Here is a 15707-nt window from a genome sequence, read left to right on the forward strand (position 1 = left end):
GGGATCAGTAGCCAAGCGCATGCGGCAGCGCGGTGACGATGGGCGGCACCAGCATGCACAGCACGAGCACCGCATACATCAGCGCGATGAAAGGCCAGACGTTCGCGACCAGTTCGCGCATGCGCACGCCGGTGACGCCGGAGACGACGAACAGCACCACGCCGACCGGCGGCGTCAGCATGCCGATCACGAGGTTGAGCACGAACAGGAAGCCGAAGTGCAGCGGGTCGATGCCGTACTGCAGCGCGATCGGATGCAGCAGCGGCACCAGCATGATGTAGGCCGCGTTCGACTCGAGAAACATGCCGACCACGAACAGCAGCAGCGCGACCAGCGCCATGTAGATCAGCGGATCGGTAGTCAGCGCACGCAGCAGCGTCGACAGCGTTTGCGGCAGCAAGTCGACCGTCATCAGGTAGGTGATGATGGAGGCAAAGGCGATCAGCGCGCCGACCACGGCCGAGGTGATCGCCGCGCGCACCACCAGCCCCGGCAGGTCAGCCAGCTTGAGCGTTCGGGTCACGAAGAAGCCGAGCAGCATGGAGTACACGACCGCGATGGCCGAGCCCTCGGTGGCGGTGAAGGCGCCGCCGACGATGCCGCCTATCACCAGCACCGGCATGGCCAGCACAATCAGCGAGCGGCGCAGTTCGGCCAGCACCGTGGCAATTCGGAACGGTTCGCCGGTGACGGCCCAGCCGCGCCGGGTGCAAATCCATGAGCACAGCCCGATGAACCCAAAGGTAATGATCAATCCCGGCACCACGCCGGCCATGAACATGCCGCCCACAGACACCGACGAGCCGGCCATGAAGGCATAGACGATCATCGCGCCCGACGGGGGAATGATGGGCCCCAGGTTGGCCGCGGCAGAAACGATGGCGGCGGCAAAGCCCTTGTCGTAGATCTTGGTCAGCGAGGGCGCAAGAATCGACGACAGTGCGCTCGCGTCCGACACAGCCGCTCCGGAGACCGTGGCCAGGCCGGCGCCCGCCAGCATCGTGACATGCGCCATGCCGCCGCGCACCCGGCCAACCAGCGTGTTGGCCAGCGCGATCAGCCGCTCCACGATGCCGGCCTTGATCATCAGCTCGCCCGCGAGCATGAAGAACGGAATCGACATCAGCGGAAACGAATTGACCGAGTGCATCATGCGCTGCGGCACCATGGACAGATCAACCCCGCTCAGCCACAAGGCGACCAGCGAGGCAACGCCCATCGAAAACGCGATCGGCAGACCCAGCAGGGCCAGCGCCATGAATCCGACAACCACCAGCGCGCTCATTCGGCACCTCCCGGCTGCGTAGCCGGTGGACCGACGACAACAATGCGAAGCAGGTGCAGGGCGGACAGCAGCGCACCGATACCCACCGGCACAATGAACCAGCCCACGCTCCAGTCGACAGTGGCCATCAGCTCGTCCCATTGCTCGCGCGCGACACCGAGCGCGGCCCAGGCGATGGCTGCCATCATCAGGGCGCACAGCGCGGCACCAGAACGCTTGAGCGCGTCGCGCCAGTTTTCGGGCAGCTTGTCGGCCAGAACGTCGATACCGATGTGCGCACCCTGGCGCACACCCAGTGGAATAGCCAGGAAGATCGACCAGACAAAAGCCAGCCGGCCGATCTCGTCGGCCCAGTCAATTGAACGGTTAAAGCCATAGCGCAGCGCCACCTGCGCCGACACCACGCCCACCATCGCGGCCACTGCGGCCAGCAGCGCGCCAGTGACCAGCTGGTCCAGCCCGCGCAGCGCGCGGTCTGGCCACAGCAGCGGGCGCTCGGCGGTCATTGTTTGTGCATTCATCTCGGGGCTCCTGCTTTGCATGCCGCGAATCAGCGCTTGGCCGCTTCAGCGAGCACCTGGTTCACCAGATCGGCCCCGGCACGCTTCTTGACGTCCTCGATCACCGGGGCCGTGGCCTTGCGCATCTCCTCGATGGCCCCGGGCGGAATTTCGGTCAGCGTCATCCGGGTCTTCAGGTCGGCCAGGGCCTTGGCCTCGCTTTCGATGGCGAGCTTGCGCTGGAAGGCGATGGTCGAGGTCATCGCCTCACGCACCGCCTTCTGGTACTCCGGCTTGAGCTGCTCGAAAGCCTTCTTGCTCGCCACCACGGCGATGAAATCGAAAAAATGGCTGGAGTTGCTCAGCTGCTTTTGCACCTCGCTGTAGCGGCTGGCGCTGATCACCGTGTACGGATTTTCCTGGGCATCGACCACCCGCTGCTCGAGCGCCGAATACAGCTCCTTGACGTCCATCGCCACCGGATTGGCACCCAGCGCGCGGAAGGTGGCCAGATGCGTTTCGTTGGGTTGCAGGCGCAGTTTCAGTCCCTTCAGGTCCGCCATGCTCTTGATCGGACCCCGGCTGTTGGTGATGTGACGCGCGCCGAGCTCCATCCAGCCAAGGGTGAGAAAGCCCTTGTCCTGCAGCTTTTTGTCGATGGCCGCGCCGACCGGGCCGTCGATGACGCGAAACGCCGTCTCGCGGTTTCTAAAGACAAAGGGCAGACTGACCGCCTCCAGCTCCGGTGCGATGCGCGACAGGAAAGCTCCGCCAACCCAGGTCAAGGCCAGTGTTCCAGACCGCACTGCGTCGACATTTTCCTTGGCACCGCCGAGTTGCATGGCCGGAAAAACATCTACCTGCAGCTGGTTGTTGGTCAGGCGCGCGACCTCCTTTTTGAAAACCTGGTCCACAGCCACGCTGCTCGGGTGCTCGGAAGCGAAATTGCCGGCGATCTGCAGCTTTTGCTGCGCGAAGGCGGGCACCGCGGCTGCAGCGAAGGTCAAAGCCGCAGCGGCAAGCAGGCGGGAGATCAAGGGAGATATAGAGCGATGGGCCATGGTGGTCTTTCGTAAGGTTGGAAGTTTTGGAATGAAAGTTGGCGGGCAGAAGTTCAGGCGATGCGGTCAAGCAGTCGCGCGATGGCGGGCGGCAAGCCGCGGTTCGGCTTGACCGGCGGCGCTGCGAAACTGCCGCGGCGAGCGGTGCCTGGTTGCAGCGCGGCCAGCGTCTCGGCATGGCGCACCGCGCTGGAGACGCCATCGACCACCGGCACCGGCAGCTGCCCCTTGAGCGCACGCGCCAGCCCGGCCAGCGGCGCACCGGCCAGCACGATGACGTCGGCGCCATCTTCATCGACGGCGCGCTCTGCCAGTGCCTTCAGTTGCTGCGCGTGTTCGTCCTGCACCTGGCCGATGCTGGCCAGCGGCCGGTCCAGCGCGTGTATGCTGGCCAGCCGCGAGCCCAGGCCATAAGACTCGACGACTTCGCGGTACCAGGCCTGGATGCGCTGCGAGATGGCAATGATGGAGATGCGGTGACCCAGCAAACAGGCGCTGGCCAGCGCCGCTTCGGTAAGGCCGGTCACCGGCACCGGCAAGGCTTCGCGCAAGCCGGTGAGCCCCGGGTCGCCGAAGGCCGCCACCACCACCGCATCGAAACGTGCATGGTGTTCGGCCGCGAGCTGGGCCGCCGCGTAGGCGCCGATCAGCGCCTCGAAACGGGTTTCGATGTAGGCCACGCCGAAGGGCGCCGTCAGCACCTCGATCTCGGTGCCGGGCGAAGCACTGCGCAGCGCCTCGCTGCGGATCAGCTCGGACACGCTGTCCGAGATATTGGGATTGATGAGCAGCAGCTTCATGCGGGCCTTCCGGGTTGGCGCGGCAGCAGCGAGGGCGCACCGCTGGGCAGGAAACGGCCACGGCCGGCGCGGCCGTGGAATTCACGGCCATCCCACACCACCTCGCCACGCGACAGCGTCAGGCCGGGCCAGGCTTTCAAGGTCATGCCTTCGTAGGGCGTGTGGTCCACGGCATGGTGCAGCTGCGTGTTGCGCAGCACAAACTCGCGCTCATCCCAGATCACCAGGTCGGCATCGGAGCCGATGGCCAGGCTGCCCTTGCGCGGGTGCAGGCCGTAGGCCTTGGCCGGGTTGGTGGCGGTCAGTTCGACGAACTTTTCGAGCGTGATACGCCCGGCCAGCACCCCTTCGGAGTACAGCAGCGCCATGCGCGTCTCGATGCCGGCGATGCCGTTCGGGATATGGCGAAACGCAACTTCCTTGCCACCGGGCTTCTTGCCTTCGCTGCCGTCGAGGTTGAACGGCGCGTGGTCGGACGAGAACACAGTGAACAGGCCGTCGTTGAGGCCGTCCCAGATCACCTCCTGATTCGCCTTGTCGCGCGGCGGCGGGCTGCAGACGCAGTGCGCGCCCTTATAGCTGTCATCGATGCCAAGGTCCTCGGCGGTCAGGAACAGGTACTGCGGGCAGGTTTCGGCAAACACCTTGAGGCCCTGGCCGCGCGCCCAGCGGATCTGCTCGACCGCCTCGCGGCCCGACACATGCACGATCAGAATGGGCACGTCGACCAGTTGCGACAGCGCAATCGCACGCTGCGTCGCCTCGCGCTCGACCAGCATCGGGCGGCTGTGCGCATGAAAGCGCGGCGCGGTACGGCCGGCGGCCTCCAGCTTCTTGGTCAGCCATTCGATGCAATCGGCGTTCTCGGCATGCACCATGGCCATGGCACCGTGGGCGCGTGCCACGTCGAGCACGTCGAGCACGTCGAGCACGTCGAGGATCTGGCCATCGTCGAGCTTCAGGTCGTCGTAGGTCATGTAGATCTTGAACGAGCTGTAGCCCTCGGCGATCAGCGCCGGCAGTTCCACATTCAGCACCTGCGGCGTCGGGTCGCTGACGATCAGGTGGAAGGCGTAGTCGATGTGCGCGCGGCCCTCGGCCCGCTGGTGGTAGTCGGCCACGGCGGCGCGCAGCGACTGGCCCTTTTCCTGCGCGGCGAACGGAATCACGGTGGTGGTGCCGCCGCAGGCCGCAGCGCGCGTGCCGGTGTCGAAGTTGTCGGCCATGCGCACCGGCGGCGCCATCGGCTGGTCGAGATGGCAATGCGCGTCGACCCCACCGGGCGTGACCACGCGACCGGCGGCATCAATTTCCCGCTGCCCGCGCTCCAGATTCGCCCCCAGTTGAACGATGCGCCCGCCGCTGATACCGATGTCAGCGCTGAAGCTATCGCTGGCGGTCGCTACACGCGCATGGCGGATGACGAGATCCAGTGGTGCCCGGCTCATGCGCCCTCCTGCTGCGCACCAGTTCGGGGATTTGTTGTCATTTTTAATGCATACATGCTTGTTGACACTTGTATCGAGTTTTTGTTTTGATGCATCGTCGTTTTCCTATCGGGAACAGCCTTCGTTCAGCAAATTTCGGGCCTGCCATATTCACAAGCTTTCGCTCCGTAGCCATAATGTCTCTCATTCAGATATTGACGACAGTAGTGTTTACACTAATGTCGACACTTATGCGATAAAGTTCGGAATAAGCGGAGTGCAGACGCCGCGTGCCCTAGCCCCTTGATCACGCTTTCGTGAGGAACATGCCATGATTGAACCTGCCGGCCTCGGCGTTTTGACGCCTTCTTCCAGTCCCGCGCTCGAAGCCGCGCTGGGCATGCAAGCTGACCCGGAACCGCTTGATAGAATGGCCTGCCGCTGCAACTCGGTGACCGGGCACCCGGATGCCGGCCACTGTTCAGGCAAGCCGGCGCCCATTGACCCCTTGCCAAACCTCACACAGTCAGCCATGCCCCGCACCGCGCGAAACTCCCCCCCCGAGGTGCGCCTAGAGCGCGAAACGGCAAACGACGACATTTACGAGCGAATCTACGGCGCCATCGTCGAACATCGGCTGCATCCGGGCACCAAGCTCGGGGAAGACCGTCTGGCCAATATCTTTGGCGTCAGCCGGGCGCGGGTGCGCGAAGTGCTGGCGCGGCTGGCGCACGAGCAGATCGTCAACCTCTACCCGCAACGCGGCGCTTTTGTCGCCAAGCCCTCGCCGGAGCAGGCAATTGATGTGTTTGAGGCGCGTCGCCTGATCGAGCCCGCCCTGCTGCGGCGCCTGATTCACACACTGACCTCCGAGAAAGTGGCGCGCCTGCGTCAGCACCAGGAGCTCGAACTCGATGCGCGGCGGCGCGACGACAAGCGCGCGGTGGTCCGTCTCTCCGGCGAGTTCCACCAATTGGTCGGCGTGCTGGCCGGCAACGCCGCACTGGCGCGCAGCATGCGCGAGTTGTCGACGCTGACCTGCCTGATCATCATTCTGTACGACGCCCCGACGGCCTCCAGTTGCCGCGCCGACGAGCACTCCGAGATCATTGATGCCATCGCGAAACGCGACACCGCGCGCGCCGAGCGCCTGATGCTGGCGCACCTGGACCACATCGAAAGCAGCCTCAAGCTCGACAGCTCGACCGAAGAGGTCGATCTGGAAGCTCTATTCGGACTCTGAGCGCCATACAGCCACGCGTTGGCAACCCGGCCAACCGGTCTGCGGCTTGCCCCGCAGCCAACATTTCATCCTGATCAAACCAGTCAGCAGCAGCCTGCTCTGCTGCCCCGGCGAATGGGCAGTCGCCACCGCGCGCCAGGCTTCACACCCGCTGGCGACAAACCCGTTACGGGATTATGTATACAAAACTTAAAACAGAAGTGGCCAGTTCCTTCAGCACAAAAGGAAAATACACGTTGATAATTAAATTGTATTTTGTATGCAATTTAAAATCTCTTGAAAGGAACCCATGCTGAACCTGAACTTTCACCCCGCCGGTCGCCACTTGCTGAGCATTCCCGGCCCCAGTCCGGTACCGGACCGGCTGCTGCGCGCCATGAGCTATCCCACCATCGACCACCGTGGACCAGAATTCGGCGCGCTGGGACGCAAGGTGCTTTCGGGCATCAAGGACATTTTCAAGACGCAGCACCCGGTGGTCATCTACCCCGCTTCGGGTACCGGCGCGTGGGAAGCCGCCCTGGTGAACACGCTCAGCGCCGGCGACGCGGTTCTGATGTTCGAGACCGGCCACTTCGCCAGCCTGTGGAACAAGATGGCGCTGCGGCTGGGCCTCAAGCCCGAATTTCTGGGTCTGCCTGGCACCGAGGGCTGGCGCCATGGCGTGCAGGCCGGCATGATCGAGCAACGGCTGCGCGACGACGCGCAGCATCAGATCAAGGCCGTTTGCGTGGTGCACAACGAGACCTCGACCGGCGTCACCTCCGATATCGCCGCCGTGCGCCGCGCCATCGATGCGGCCAGGCATCCGGCGCTGCTGCTGGTCGACACCATCTCGGGACTGGCCTCGGCCGACTATCGCCACGATGAATGGGGTGTCGACGTCACCGTCAGCGGCTCGCAAAAGGGCCTGATGCTGCCGCCCGGTATCAGCTTTAACGCCCTGTCACCCAAAGCCCTCGCCGCCAGCCGCCAGGCCACGCTGCCCAGGGCCTTCTGGGCCTGGGACGAGATCGTCGAAATGAACCAGACCGGCTACTGGCCGTACACGCCCAATACCAACCTGCTCTATGCCCTGAGCGAGTCGCTGGACATGCTCATGGCCGAGGGCTTGCCCCAGGTTTTCGCGCGCCACGAGCGCCTGGGCGCGGCCTGCCGGCTGGCGGTACAGGCCTGGGGGCTGCCCATCCAGTGCGCCGACCCGGCGCTATATTCTCCGGTGCTGACCGGCGTGATGATGCCCGAGGGCGTGGACGCCGACCGGGTGCGACAGATGGTTTACCAGCACTTCAACATGTCGCTGGGCGCCGGCCTGGGCAAGGTCAAGGGAAAGATGTTCCGCATCGGCCATCTGGGCGACTGCAACGACCTGACCCTGATGGCGGCCCTCTCGGGCTGCGAGATGGGTCTGAAGCTGGCCGGCGTGCGCCTGCGCGACAGCGGCACGTCTGCCGCCATGGAGTACCTGGCCGCCACAGCGCAGGCGGCGGCCAGACAGGACGGCTAGAAGGTCGGGCCCGCCCCGTCTTTGGCGCACCCCCGGCTATAATGCGGGGCTGCCGGGCAAACGCCTTGAGCGGCGTGCTACACCCACCGGCAGCACCCACCCGCCATAGCCCCGGCATGGCCCCGATTTTTAGTTTTTTGAGGACGCCATGAGCGCAAACGACCACACCACGGCCCACCAGGAAGTCCACTCTGGCCCGATCAAGACCCCCAAGCAGCTGCTGGCCGCGGTTTTCTTCTCTTTCGTCGTTCCCATTTTTGCCATCATCGGTCTGGTGTACTACGTGACCTCGGCCAATCAGCCGTCGGCCGGAGCCGTCGATGCCGAAAAAGCCGTGGCGCTACGCATCCAGAAAATTGGCATGGTTGAAATCCGCGATGCCAACCGCCCCCTCAAAGCCGGCGAAGAGGTCTACAAGGCCCAATGCGCGGCCTGCCATGCCACGGGTGCGGCGGGTTCACCCAAATTCTCCGATGTGGCCGCCTGGGCGCCGCGTATCAAGACCGGCTTTGACGCGCTCTGGCAGTCAGCGCTCAAGGGCAAGGGCGCCATGGGCGCACAGGGCGGTGGTGACTTTCAGGACGTCGAAATTGGCCGCGCCGTGGTCTACATGACCGCTGCCGCTGGCGGCAAATTTGCAGAGCCGGCAGCGCCCGCTGCCGCCGCCCCGGCCTCCGAAGCCACCGCGAGCACCGCCAAGTAAGCCGCGCGGCGCCCCGTCAAAAAAACCGGTCCGAGACCGGTTTTTTTACGTCAACAGGGATAAAAAGTGGCCCTAGCCCATACAAAACGCCGGCTAGCAGCTATCTTTTTTGTAGCGCCTGCGGACTGCGCACATAGTGAAAGAGCGCCGGCAACTCCTGCGCTGGCACATCCTGCGGCACCCACAGACCCTGCTCGATCGCGTCGGCGGCATGCATCATGTCCAGGCTGTGCACCAGGCCAAAGCCCAGGTCGGTTTCGAGGTAGACCCGGCCCTGCTCGTCGCTCAGGCAGCGCTGCACGCGGGCCGGCCGGCCGGTGTGCGCGCTGACCGCAAAGCCGGGCGCCGCCTCAACCCGCCAGATCAGCGGCGTGGCTTGCAGCTCCACATACACCCGCTGCGGGCCGTTCTGAAAAAACCACTGGCCGCTGGCATCGCCTTCGTAGTTGCGCTGGATGAAGTCAATCAGCTTCTCATGGCTGAGCCGCGAGCCCTTGCTGGCCGCCGTGCCACCGGCAAACGGACCCGCCGCCTGCACCCGGTCGTCGCGCATATACCAGTTGCCACGCGCGTCCAGCCCGAGCCAGCCGTAGCAGTGGGGCACATTGGGCCATTTGGCGATGGCCTGCCTGACGATGTCATCCATGGGGCTATTTTGCGCCGATTGCCGGCGCGTTGCCCGGCCCTAGAGGTGGGCCGCCAGAAAAGCGGCGACGGCCTCGGGCATGGCGCGCACATGGCCGGGAAACGGTGGCGACGGAAAGCCCACATGGCCGCCCTGTGCCGGTTGCCAGAGCGTGACGTGGCGGCTGACATCGGCCCCCTGCGGCAGGCTGGCGGCCGGGATGAAGGGGTCGTTCAGCGCGTTCAGCGCCAGCGCCGGAATGCCAATCCGGTGCAAATGCGGCTTGGCCGAGGCGCGCGCCCAGTAGTCGTCGGCGTTTTTAAAACCGTGCACCGGGGCCGTGAACACATTGTCAAACTCATACAGGTCGCGCGCGGCCAGCAGCCGGTCGCGGTCAAACAGGCCGGGGTGCTGGTCCAGTTTTTGCAGCGCCTTGGGCACCATGGTTTTCAGAAACATGCGGGTGTACACCTGCCGGTTAAAGCCCCGGCCTATGGCCCAGCCGCTGGCCGCCAGATCGAGCGGCGAGCAGACCGAGGCCATACCGGCCACCAGCTGCCCGGCTTCCGCGCCCAGTTCCGCGCCCCAGCGCATCAGGGCATTGCCGCCCAGTGAAATGCCCACCGCCAGTACCGGCCCGCCGTGCTGGCGGGCAAAGCGCCGCAGTATCCAGTCGATCTCGGTAAAGTCGCCCGAATGGTAGGCGCGTGGCGCCAGATTAAGCTCGCCCGAGCAGCCGCGAAAGTGCGGCACCGCGCAGGCCCAGCCGCGGCCACGCGCCACATCGGCAAAGGCCTCGGCGTAGTGGCTGGCCGAAGAACCCTCCAGTCCATGAAAAACAACCAGCAACGGCTGCTGATACGCCGCCGGCCGCGGCACCGGGCCGCTTAAAGCAATGCCAGCGTCCCGAAGGTGAAGCGCATCCCTGGCAGTGCCAAGCGTGAGGGCCGGGCGCAGCCCAGGGCCGCCCCAGGCAAGGCCAGCCCCCTCGGGGGGCAGCGCGTTACACGAAGTGGGGAGCGTGGGGGCTCCATCCTCCGCAAGCCAGTCCACATCGACAAAATCGCTGTCCGGCGCAATCCAGCGCTCGCGGCGAAACCGGGGCCTGGGGCCGAGGAAGCGCTCGGACCGCAGGGCGGCCCAGATGGTCTGCAGATTGCCGCCCGGCAACCACCAGGGTGCTACGTAATTCATAGCTAAATGCACCCGTCAATGAAGGACATGCGGCGTATCAGAGATTTCCTGCATCTCGCGCGGGGTGCCGGGGCTGGCATGGTGCGCGACCAGCCGCCAGCCCTGCGCGGTCTTGTGATAGACGTTGGTGGCGATCACGTAGGCGTGCTGCGGCCCCTGATCGGTCAGCACCTCGATGCGCTCCAGCACGCTGTGCACGCTGGCGCTCATGGCTTCGACCTTGCGCACCTTGTCGGCAAAGGCACGAATGCTGCCATTGGAGAACATGGCGTCAAAAGTGGCCCGGATCGGCCCGGCCCCGACCAGCCGCGCGCCGCCCGGGTGCACGCACACGATGTCGTCCTCGTCGGCCCAGCAGGCCATGAGTTTTTCGATGTCGCCGCTTTGCAGCGCGTCGTAAAAAGCCGCCTCGATGTCGTCGGCGTTGCCGATGCTGGCGGGCGAGACTTTGGGTTTTGGCATGGTCGGTCGCAAGAGTCAGACAGGTTATGGGATCAGTCCGGCGGGCTGTCAGGTGTTGAATTCTGTCTGGCATTGTGCCCTGCGGCAAGCCATGCCCGGACTATACGGCGCATGCCCGGGCCGGTCTGCGGGCCTTCGCCGCAGCCCGCGCTGGCGCTCTGGTTGGCCTGCCACAGCAGCTCTGGCGCGGCCACATGGGTGCCTGGCGGCAACAGCTGCAGGGCGGTGTCGACAAATTCGGCCAGTTTGGCGGGCCGAACCGGCTGCTCGCTCACGGGAATCATGTACTTGAGGGTGGAAAGCATGCCGCGCGCGGTCCGCTCCAGAAAACTTTCCCCCTCGGGCGCTTCGGTTTTGCGGGCCGAGCGCACCAGCAGCAGGCGTTCAAAGCCGAGCGCGGCGACGGCCTGCTCGTCCAGGTTGGCCAGGCCGCGCTTGAGCGCCTCGGGCAGGCGCCCGGTTGCGTGCGGCACCAGCACCACCAGCGTGCGCACGCCGCAGCGCTTGAGCCAACCGGCCAGCGCCGGCAGCTGCGCCGGGGCCGGTGTCCAGAGCGTGCGCTCACGTCCGTAGTAAAGCCGGGGCGGTTCGAACATCACCAGGCCGATGTCGACAGGCTGCGGCCTCGGGGCCCACTGCTCGATCGAGGGTGAGGCGCCGGTCAGCGCAAACCCGACCCCGGCCAGGCCGGTGGTCATCGTTTCGGTGGCCAGCACCTCGGTATGGGCATAGCGGCCGCTGCCGACCAGGCGGCGCAGCACTTCATTGCCCAGCACGCCGGTGGCGCCGGCCACCAGCAGCCGAGGCTTGCCGGCCGCAGCGGCGACCGGGCGCAGGGCCCCCTGCAGGGCGTTCAGCGCAGCACCGGAAGCGGGGAAATCGGACCTTGATGACATTCGACTATGGTAGTGTTGCGGCTTGCATGTTGGAGGCATTGCCATGAAATCACGTTTTTCCGGTCTATTCAGTTTAATGCTGGCGTCGCTGCTGGGCTTGCTGCTGACCGGCTGCGGCTACAACGACTTCCAGAGTCTGGACGAGCAGACCAAGTCGGCCTGGTCCGAGGTGTTGAACCAGTACCAGCGCCGCGCCGACCTGGTGCCCAATATTGTCGCCACGGTCAAGGGCGAAGCCGCTTTCGAGCAGGACACGCTGACCAAGGTGATCGAGGCGCGGGCCAAGGCGACCTCGATTCAGGTCACGCCCGAAACCCTGAACGACCCGGCTGCCTTCAGCAAATTCCAGGCGGCCCAGGGCGAGCTGGGCAGCGCGCTGAGCCGCCTCATGGTGGTCAGCGAGCGCTACCCCGACCTGAAAGCCAACCAGGGTTTTCGCGATTTGCGGGTGCAGCTTGAGGGCACCGAAAACCGCATCACCGTGGCGCGCAACCGCTACATCCAGACGGTGCAGTCCTACAACGTGCTGACACGCAGCTTTCCGGACAACCTGACGGCCATGGTGTTCGGCTACAAGGTCAAGCCCAACTTCGCGGTGCAGAACGAGGCGCAGATCTCCGCACCGCCGGTGGTGGACTTCACCAAGAAGTGAGCGTTCGCCAAAGCTGTGCATGCGACGCTTTCCAGACCTTCCGATTCCGCACTGGGCCAGCGCTTTTGTGCGGCTGATGCTGGGTTTGCTGCTGGCGGCGTGGCTGCCGTTGCAAGCCCGGGCGCAGGATGTGCTGCCGGTGCCGACGCTGAGCGCCCATGTCATGGACAGCACCGGCACGCTGGACGCGACGCAACGCGCGGCGCTCGAATCCAAGCTGATGGCGTTTGAGGAGGCGCGCGGCGCGCAGGTGGTGATGCTGCTGGTGCCCAGCACCCGGCCCGAAGACATTGCCGCCTATGCCCAGCGCGTCGGTGACACCTGGAAGATAGGGCGCAAGAACATTGGCGACGGCTTGCTGCTGGTGGTGGCCAAAAACGACCGCACGGTGCGCATTGAAACCACCAAGGCGCTGGAAGGCGCGATTCCCGACCTGGCCGCCAGCCAGATCATTGAAACGGCCATCACCCCGCGTTTCAGGCAGGGTGACTACGCGGGCGGACTCAATGCCGCGGCCGACCAGATCATCGCCCGCATCAACGGGGAAAACCTGCCGGTACCGGAGCGCAGCGGCAGCGGCCGCAGCGCCGCCAGCGGCTTTGACTGGCAGGACCTGGCAATCTTTCTGTTTTTTGCGGTGCCGATTGGCGCGCGCGTGATATCTAGCGTGCTGGGGCGCAAGGCCGGCTCGGTGGCTACCGGTGGCGTGGTGGGCCTGCTGGCCTGGGTCTTCACCAGCAGCTTGGTGGTTGCCGGCCTGGCCACGCTGCTGGGCCTGCTGTTTGCGCTGTTCGCCAGCCTGGGCTCGCTGGGCCGAGGGATAGGCTCGGCCGGACGGGGTGGCGGCTTCGGTGGTGGTGGCCGGGGCGGCGGCGGTTTTGGGGGCGGCGGCGGTGGCGGTTTCAGCAGCGGCGGTGGCGGCAACTTCGGCGGCGGCGGCGCTTCGGGAGGCTGGTAAACCCATGCTGGACAAACTCAGGATTTTCATCCGGCACCTGTGGCTGGACGGCGACGACACGCGCAGCGCGATTGCACCCGACATGCAGCAGCGCCTGGCGCAGCGGGTGGCGGCCAGCGAGCGCCGCCACAGTGGCGAAATCCGCCTCTGCATCGAAGCCGCCCTGCCCTTCAGCTATTTGTGGCGCGTGGGCGCGTCGTCGCCGCTCAGCGCCATCATCCGGCAACGCGCCGTGACGCTGTTTGGCAAATTACGGGTATGGGACACCGAGCGCAACAATGGCGTGCTGATTTATGTGCTGCTGGCCGAGCATGCGATTGAAATCGTGGCCGACCGCGGCGTGGCGCGGCATGTCAGCCCGCCGCAGTGGCAGGCGATGGTGGCGCGCATGGCGCAGGCCTTTCGCGACCAGCGCTACGAAGACGGCCTGACGCAGGCGCTGGAAGAAACCTCGGCGTTGCTGATGGAGCACTTTTCGGTCGACAGCGCAACGGGCGGCCAGCCCCCCAAGCGCAACGAGTTGCCCGACAATCCGCTCCTTATTTGATAGCTGCCATCGCCGATAAAATAAGGGCTAGCGGTCATTTTTGACCGAAAAAAAGCCCCTGGCTTTCGGCAGGGGCTTTGGCAAGGCCGGGGCTGAGCCCCCACCTTACTTTTTCTGGCGGTACTTGCGCAGGGCGGCAATCTGGGCCGCCATCACGGCCAGTTCGGACTGGGCCATGGCAATGTCGATGTCGGTTCGGGCATTTTTCAGCGCCTCTTCGGCGGCGGCCTTGGCAGCACTGGCCTTGGCTTCGTCCAGGTCCTTGCCGCGGATGGCGGTGTCGCTCAGCACCGTCACGCAGTTGGGCTGCACTTCGAGCAGGCCGCCGGCCACAAACACAAACTCTTCCGTGCCGTCGGTTTTTTCAATGCGCACGGCCCCGGGCTTGATGCGGGTGATCAGCGGCGTGTGACGTGGGTAAATACCCAGTTCGCCGGCCTCGCCTGGCAACGCCACAAACCGGGCTTCGCCGGAGAAGATGGACTCTTCCGCGCTGACGACGTCGACATGGATGGTGTGTGAGGTGTCCATCGCTTAGACCTTCTTGGCCTTCTCGAAAGCTTCGTCGATGGTGCCGACCATGTAGAAGGCCTGCTCGGGCAGGTGATCGCACTCACCCGCCACAATCATCTTGAAGCCGCGAATGGTTTCGGCCAGGCTGACGTACTTGCCGGGCGAGCCGGTAAACACTTCCGCCACGTGGAAGGGCTGCGACAGGAAACGCTGGATTTTGCGGGCGCGGGCCACGGCCAGCTTGTCCTCAGGGGCCAGTTCGTCCATGCCCAGAATCGCGATGATGTCGCGCAACTCCTTGTAGCGCTGCAGCGTGCCCTGCACGGCGCGTGCCGTGTTGTAGTGGTCTTCACCGACCACGGCGGGTGACAGCTGGCGGCTGGTCGAATCGAGTGGGTCCACGGCGGGGTAAATACCCAGCGAGGCGATGTCACGCGACAGCACCACGGTCGAGTCGAGGTGGGCAAAGGTCGTGGCGGGTGACGGGTCGGTCAAGTCATCGGCGGGCACGTAAACGGCCTGGATCGACGTGATGGAACCGACCTTGGTCGAGGTAATACGCTCTTGCAGGCGGCCCATTTCCTCGGCCAGCGTCGGCTGGTAGCCCACGGCGGAAGGCATGCGGCCCAGCAGCGCGGACACTTCGGTGCCGGCCAGCGTGTAGCGGTAGATGTTGTCCACGAAGAACAGCACGTCACGGCCTTCGTCACGGAAGGACTCGGCAATCGTCAGGCCGGTCAGTGCCACGCGCAGACGGTTGCCTGGGGGCTCGTTCATCTGGCCGTAGACCATCGCCACTTTGGACTCTTCGAGCTTCTCGAGGTTCACGACGCCGGAGTCAGCCATCTCGTGGTAGAAGTCATTGCCTTCGCGGGTGCGCTCACCGACACCGGCAAACACGGACAGGCCCGAGTGCGCCTTGGCGATGTTGTTGATCAGTTCCATCATGTTCACGGTCTTGCCGACGCCAGCGCCGCCGAACAGGCCCACCTTGCCGCCCTTGGCGAACGGGCACACCAGGTCAATCACCTTGATGCCGGTTTCCAGCAGTTCCTGCAACGGGCTCAGTTCATCGTAAGCCGGGGCCTTGCGGTGAATCGGCGCGGTGAGTTCCTGGCTGACCGGGCCGCGCTCGTCAATCGGCGCGCCCAGCACGTCCATGATGCGGCCCAAGGTGGCCTTGCCTACGGGAACCATGATGGGGGATGCGGTGTTCTTCACCATCGTACCGCGGCGCAAACCATCGGAAGAGCCGAGCGCAATGGTACGCACGATGCCGTCACCGAGCTGCTGCTGCACTTCCAGGGTCAGCGTGGAGCCGTCCATTTTCAGTG

Annotated in this window: 17 protein-coding genes; 6 read left to right on the plus strand and 11 right to left on the minus strand. The window is 65.1% G+C overall.

Translation table 11 applies throughout. The features are described 5' to 3' along the window. Window positions 1-4: 4 nt before the first annotated feature. From RMO23_RS06950 to hydA, 5 genes are read right to left on the minus strand one after another with little or no spacing between them, the layout of a single operon-like run. Window positions 5-1285 (minus strand): TRAP transporter large permease, encoded by a 1281-nt coding sequence (locus RMO23_RS06950; protein WP_309679825.1) that lies wholly within the window; start codon window positions 1283-1285, stop codon window positions 5-7. Next, window positions 1282-1806: a TRAP transporter small permease gene (locus tag RMO23_RS06955; RefSeq protein ID WP_309679827.1), complete on the minus strand. Its 525-nt coding sequence runs from the start codon at window positions 1804-1806 to the stop codon at window positions 1282-1284. Before RMO23_RS06955 ends, RMO23_RS06950 begins: the two co-directional genes overlap by 4 nt. Window positions 1807-1835: 29 nt before the next feature. Next, a complete protein-coding gene (locus tag RMO23_RS06960) occupies window positions 1836-2846 on the minus strand; it encodes a TRAP transporter substrate-binding protein (RefSeq protein WP_309679829.1) in 1011 nt (336 codons plus the stop codon). A 53-nt stretch (window positions 2847-2899) separates the two neighbouring features. Then, entirely contained in the window at window positions 2900-3646 is a 747-nt protein-coding gene (locus RMO23_RS06965; protein ID WP_309679831.1) for an aspartate/glutamate racemase family protein, read from the minus strand. Beyond that, window positions 3643-5094, minus strand: coding sequence for a dihydropyrimidinase (gene hydA, locus RMO23_RS06970; RefSeq protein ID WP_309679833.1), 1452 nt, complete (start codon window positions 5092-5094; stop codon window positions 3643-3645). Before hydA ends, RMO23_RS06965 begins: the two co-directional genes overlap by 4 nt. Window positions 5095-5605: 511 nt before the next feature. On the opposite strand from hydA, the gene RMO23_RS06975 reads away from it, so the two are divergent. The 3 genes from RMO23_RS06975 (at window position 5606) to RMO23_RS06985 (ending at window position 8526) form a co-directional block, all read left to right on the plus strand. Continuing rightward, on the plus strand, window positions 5606-6316 hold the full coding sequence (locus RMO23_RS06975; RefSeq protein WP_405041578.1) for a GntR family transcriptional regulator: 711 nt from the start codon (window positions 5606-5608) through the stop codon (window positions 6314-6316). Window positions 6317-6605: 289 nt separating this feature from the next. Then, window positions 6606-7823: an aminotransferase class V-fold PLP-dependent enzyme gene (locus RMO23_RS06980; protein WP_309679837.1), complete on the plus strand. Its 1218-nt coding sequence runs from the start codon at window positions 6606-6608 to the stop codon at window positions 7821-7823. A 148-nt stretch (window positions 7824-7971) separates the two neighbouring features. Continuing rightward, window positions 7972-8526: a c-type cytochrome gene (locus RMO23_RS06985; protein ID WP_309679839.1), complete on the plus strand. Its 555-nt coding sequence runs from the start codon at window positions 7972-7974 to the stop codon at window positions 8524-8526. Window positions 8527-8626: 100 nt separating this feature from the next. Here the strand turns inward: RMO23_RS06985 and RMO23_RS06990 are convergent, their stop codons facing one another. Genes RMO23_RS06990 through RMO23_RS07005 form a run of 4 tightly spaced genes read right to left on the minus strand, consistent with a single transcriptional unit; the run spans window position 8627 to window position 11703 of the window. Then, entirely contained in the window at window positions 8627-9172 is a 546-nt protein-coding gene (locus RMO23_RS06990) for a DUF2946 family protein (protein WP_309679841.1), read from the minus strand. A gap of 39 nt (window positions 9173-9211) precedes the next feature. Continuing rightward, window positions 9212-10345, minus strand: coding sequence for an alpha/beta fold hydrolase (locus RMO23_RS06995; RefSeq protein WP_309679844.1), 1134 nt, complete (start codon window positions 10343-10345; stop codon window positions 9212-9214). A 15-nt stretch (window positions 10346-10360) separates the two neighbouring features. Further along, window positions 10361-10807 (minus strand): nuclear transport factor 2 family protein, encoded by a 447-nt coding sequence (locus RMO23_RS07000; protein WP_309679846.1) that lies wholly within the window; start codon window positions 10805-10807, stop codon window positions 10361-10363. Window positions 10808-10839: 32 nt separating this feature from the next. Then, on the minus strand, window positions 10840-11703 hold the full coding sequence (locus RMO23_RS07005; protein WP_309679848.1) for a hypothetical protein: 864 nt from the start codon (window positions 11701-11703) through the stop codon (window positions 10840-10842). 43 nt (window positions 11704-11746) lie between these two features. Here RMO23_RS07005 and RMO23_RS07010 point away from each other — a divergent pair, with 43 nt between their 5' ends. Genes RMO23_RS07010 through RMO23_RS07020 form a run of 3 tightly spaced genes read left to right on the plus strand, consistent with a single transcriptional unit; the run spans window position 11747 to window position 13860 of the window. Next, complete coding sequence (locus RMO23_RS07010; protein ID WP_309679850.1) at window positions 11747-12355, plus strand: LemA family protein; 609 nt, start codon at window positions 11747-11749, stop codon at window positions 12353-12355. A 19-nt stretch (window positions 12356-12374) separates the two neighbouring features. After that, the gene (locus RMO23_RS07015) at window positions 12375-13313 is read left to right on the plus strand and encodes a TPM domain-containing protein (protein ID WP_309679852.1); all 939 of its coding nucleotides are present in this window, start codon (window positions 12375-12377) and stop codon (window positions 13311-13313) included. Between the two features lie 4 nt (window positions 13314-13317). After that, window positions 13318-13860: a TPM domain-containing protein gene (locus tag RMO23_RS07020; RefSeq protein WP_309679854.1), complete on the plus strand. Its 543-nt coding sequence runs from the start codon at window positions 13318-13320 to the stop codon at window positions 13858-13860. 105 nt (window positions 13861-13965) lie between these two features. On the opposite strand, the gene RMO23_RS07025 is transcribed toward RMO23_RS07020, so the two are convergent. Together RMO23_RS07025 and atpD are read right to left on the minus strand one after the other, a co-directional pair. Further along, a complete protein-coding gene (locus tag RMO23_RS07025) occupies window positions 13966-14391 on the minus strand; it encodes a F0F1 ATP synthase subunit epsilon (RefSeq protein WP_309679856.1) in 426 nt (141 codons plus the stop codon). A 3-nt stretch (window positions 14392-14394) separates the two neighbouring features. Further along, complete coding sequence (gene atpD, locus RMO23_RS07030) at window positions 14395-15705, minus strand: F0F1 ATP synthase subunit beta (RefSeq protein ID WP_309679858.1); 1311 nt, start codon at window positions 15703-15705, stop codon at window positions 14395-14397. Window positions 15706-15707: the final 2 nt, after the last annotated feature.

This window comes from Polaromonas sp. (assembly GCF_031411155.1).
In the GTDB taxonomy this organism is placed as follows: domain Bacteria; phylum Pseudomonadota; class Gammaproteobacteria; order Burkholderiales; family Burkholderiaceae_C; genus Polaromonas.

Excerpts from the sequence above, each read along its gene's own strand:
- RMO23_RS06975 (WP_405041578.1), top strand. The coding sequence starts at position 5,606 with ATGCCCCGCACCGCGCGAAACTCCCCCCCCGAGGTGCGCCTAGAGCGC.
- RMO23_RS06995 (WP_309679844.1), bottom strand. The coding sequence starts at position 10,345 with ATGAATTACGTAGCACCCTGGTGGTTGCCGGGCGGCAATCTGCAGACC.
- RMO23_RS06965 (WP_309679831.1), bottom strand. The coding sequence starts at position 3,646 with ATGAAGCTGCTGCTCATCAATCCCAATATCTCGGACAGCGTGTCCGAG.
- RMO23_RS07005 (WP_309679848.1), bottom strand. The coding sequence starts at position 11,703 with ATGTCATCAAGGTCCGATTTCCCCGCTTCCGGTGCTGCGCTGAACGCC.
- RMO23_RS07025 (WP_309679856.1), bottom strand. The coding sequence starts at position 14,391 with ATGGACACCTCACACACCATCCATGTCGACGTCGTCAGCGCGGAAGAG.
- RMO23_RS06990 (WP_309679841.1), bottom strand. The coding sequence starts at position 9,172 with ATGGATGACATCGTCAGGCAGGCCATCGCCAAATGGCCCAATGTGCCC.
- RMO23_RS06950 (WP_309679825.1), bottom strand. The coding sequence starts at position 1,285 with ATGAGCGCGCTGGTGGTTGTCGGATTCATGGCGCTGGCCCTGCTGGGT.
- RMO23_RS07015 (WP_309679852.1), top strand. The coding sequence starts at position 12,375 with ATGCGACGCTTTCCAGACCTTCCGATTCCGCACTGGGCCAGCGCTTTT.
- RMO23_RS06985 (WP_309679839.1), top strand. The coding sequence starts at position 7,972 with ATGAGCGCAAACGACCACACCACGGCCCACCAGGAAGTCCACTCTGGC.
- RMO23_RS07000 (WP_309679846.1), bottom strand. The coding sequence starts at position 10,807 with ATGCCAAAACCCAAAGTCTCGCCCGCCAGCATCGGCAACGCCGACGAC.
- RMO23_RS06960 (WP_309679829.1), bottom strand. The coding sequence starts at position 2,846 with ATGGCCCATCGCTCTATATCTCCCTTGATCTCCCGCCTGCTTGCCGCT.
- hydA (WP_309679833.1), bottom strand. The coding sequence starts at position 5,094 with ATGAGCCGGGCACCACTGGATCTCGTCATCCGCCATGCGCGTGTAGCG.
- RMO23_RS06955 (WP_309679827.1), bottom strand. The coding sequence starts at position 1,806 with ATGAATGCACAAACAATGACCGCCGAGCGCCCGCTGCTGTGGCCAGAC.
- RMO23_RS07020 (WP_309679854.1), top strand. The coding sequence starts at position 13,318 with ATGCTGGACAAACTCAGGATTTTCATCCGGCACCTGTGGCTGGACGGC.
- RMO23_RS06980 (WP_309679837.1), top strand. The coding sequence starts at position 6,606 with ATGCTGAACCTGAACTTTCACCCCGCCGGTCGCCACTTGCTGAGCATT.
- RMO23_RS07010 (WP_309679850.1), top strand. The coding sequence starts at position 11,747 with ATGAAATCACGTTTTTCCGGTCTATTCAGTTTAATGCTGGCGTCGCTG.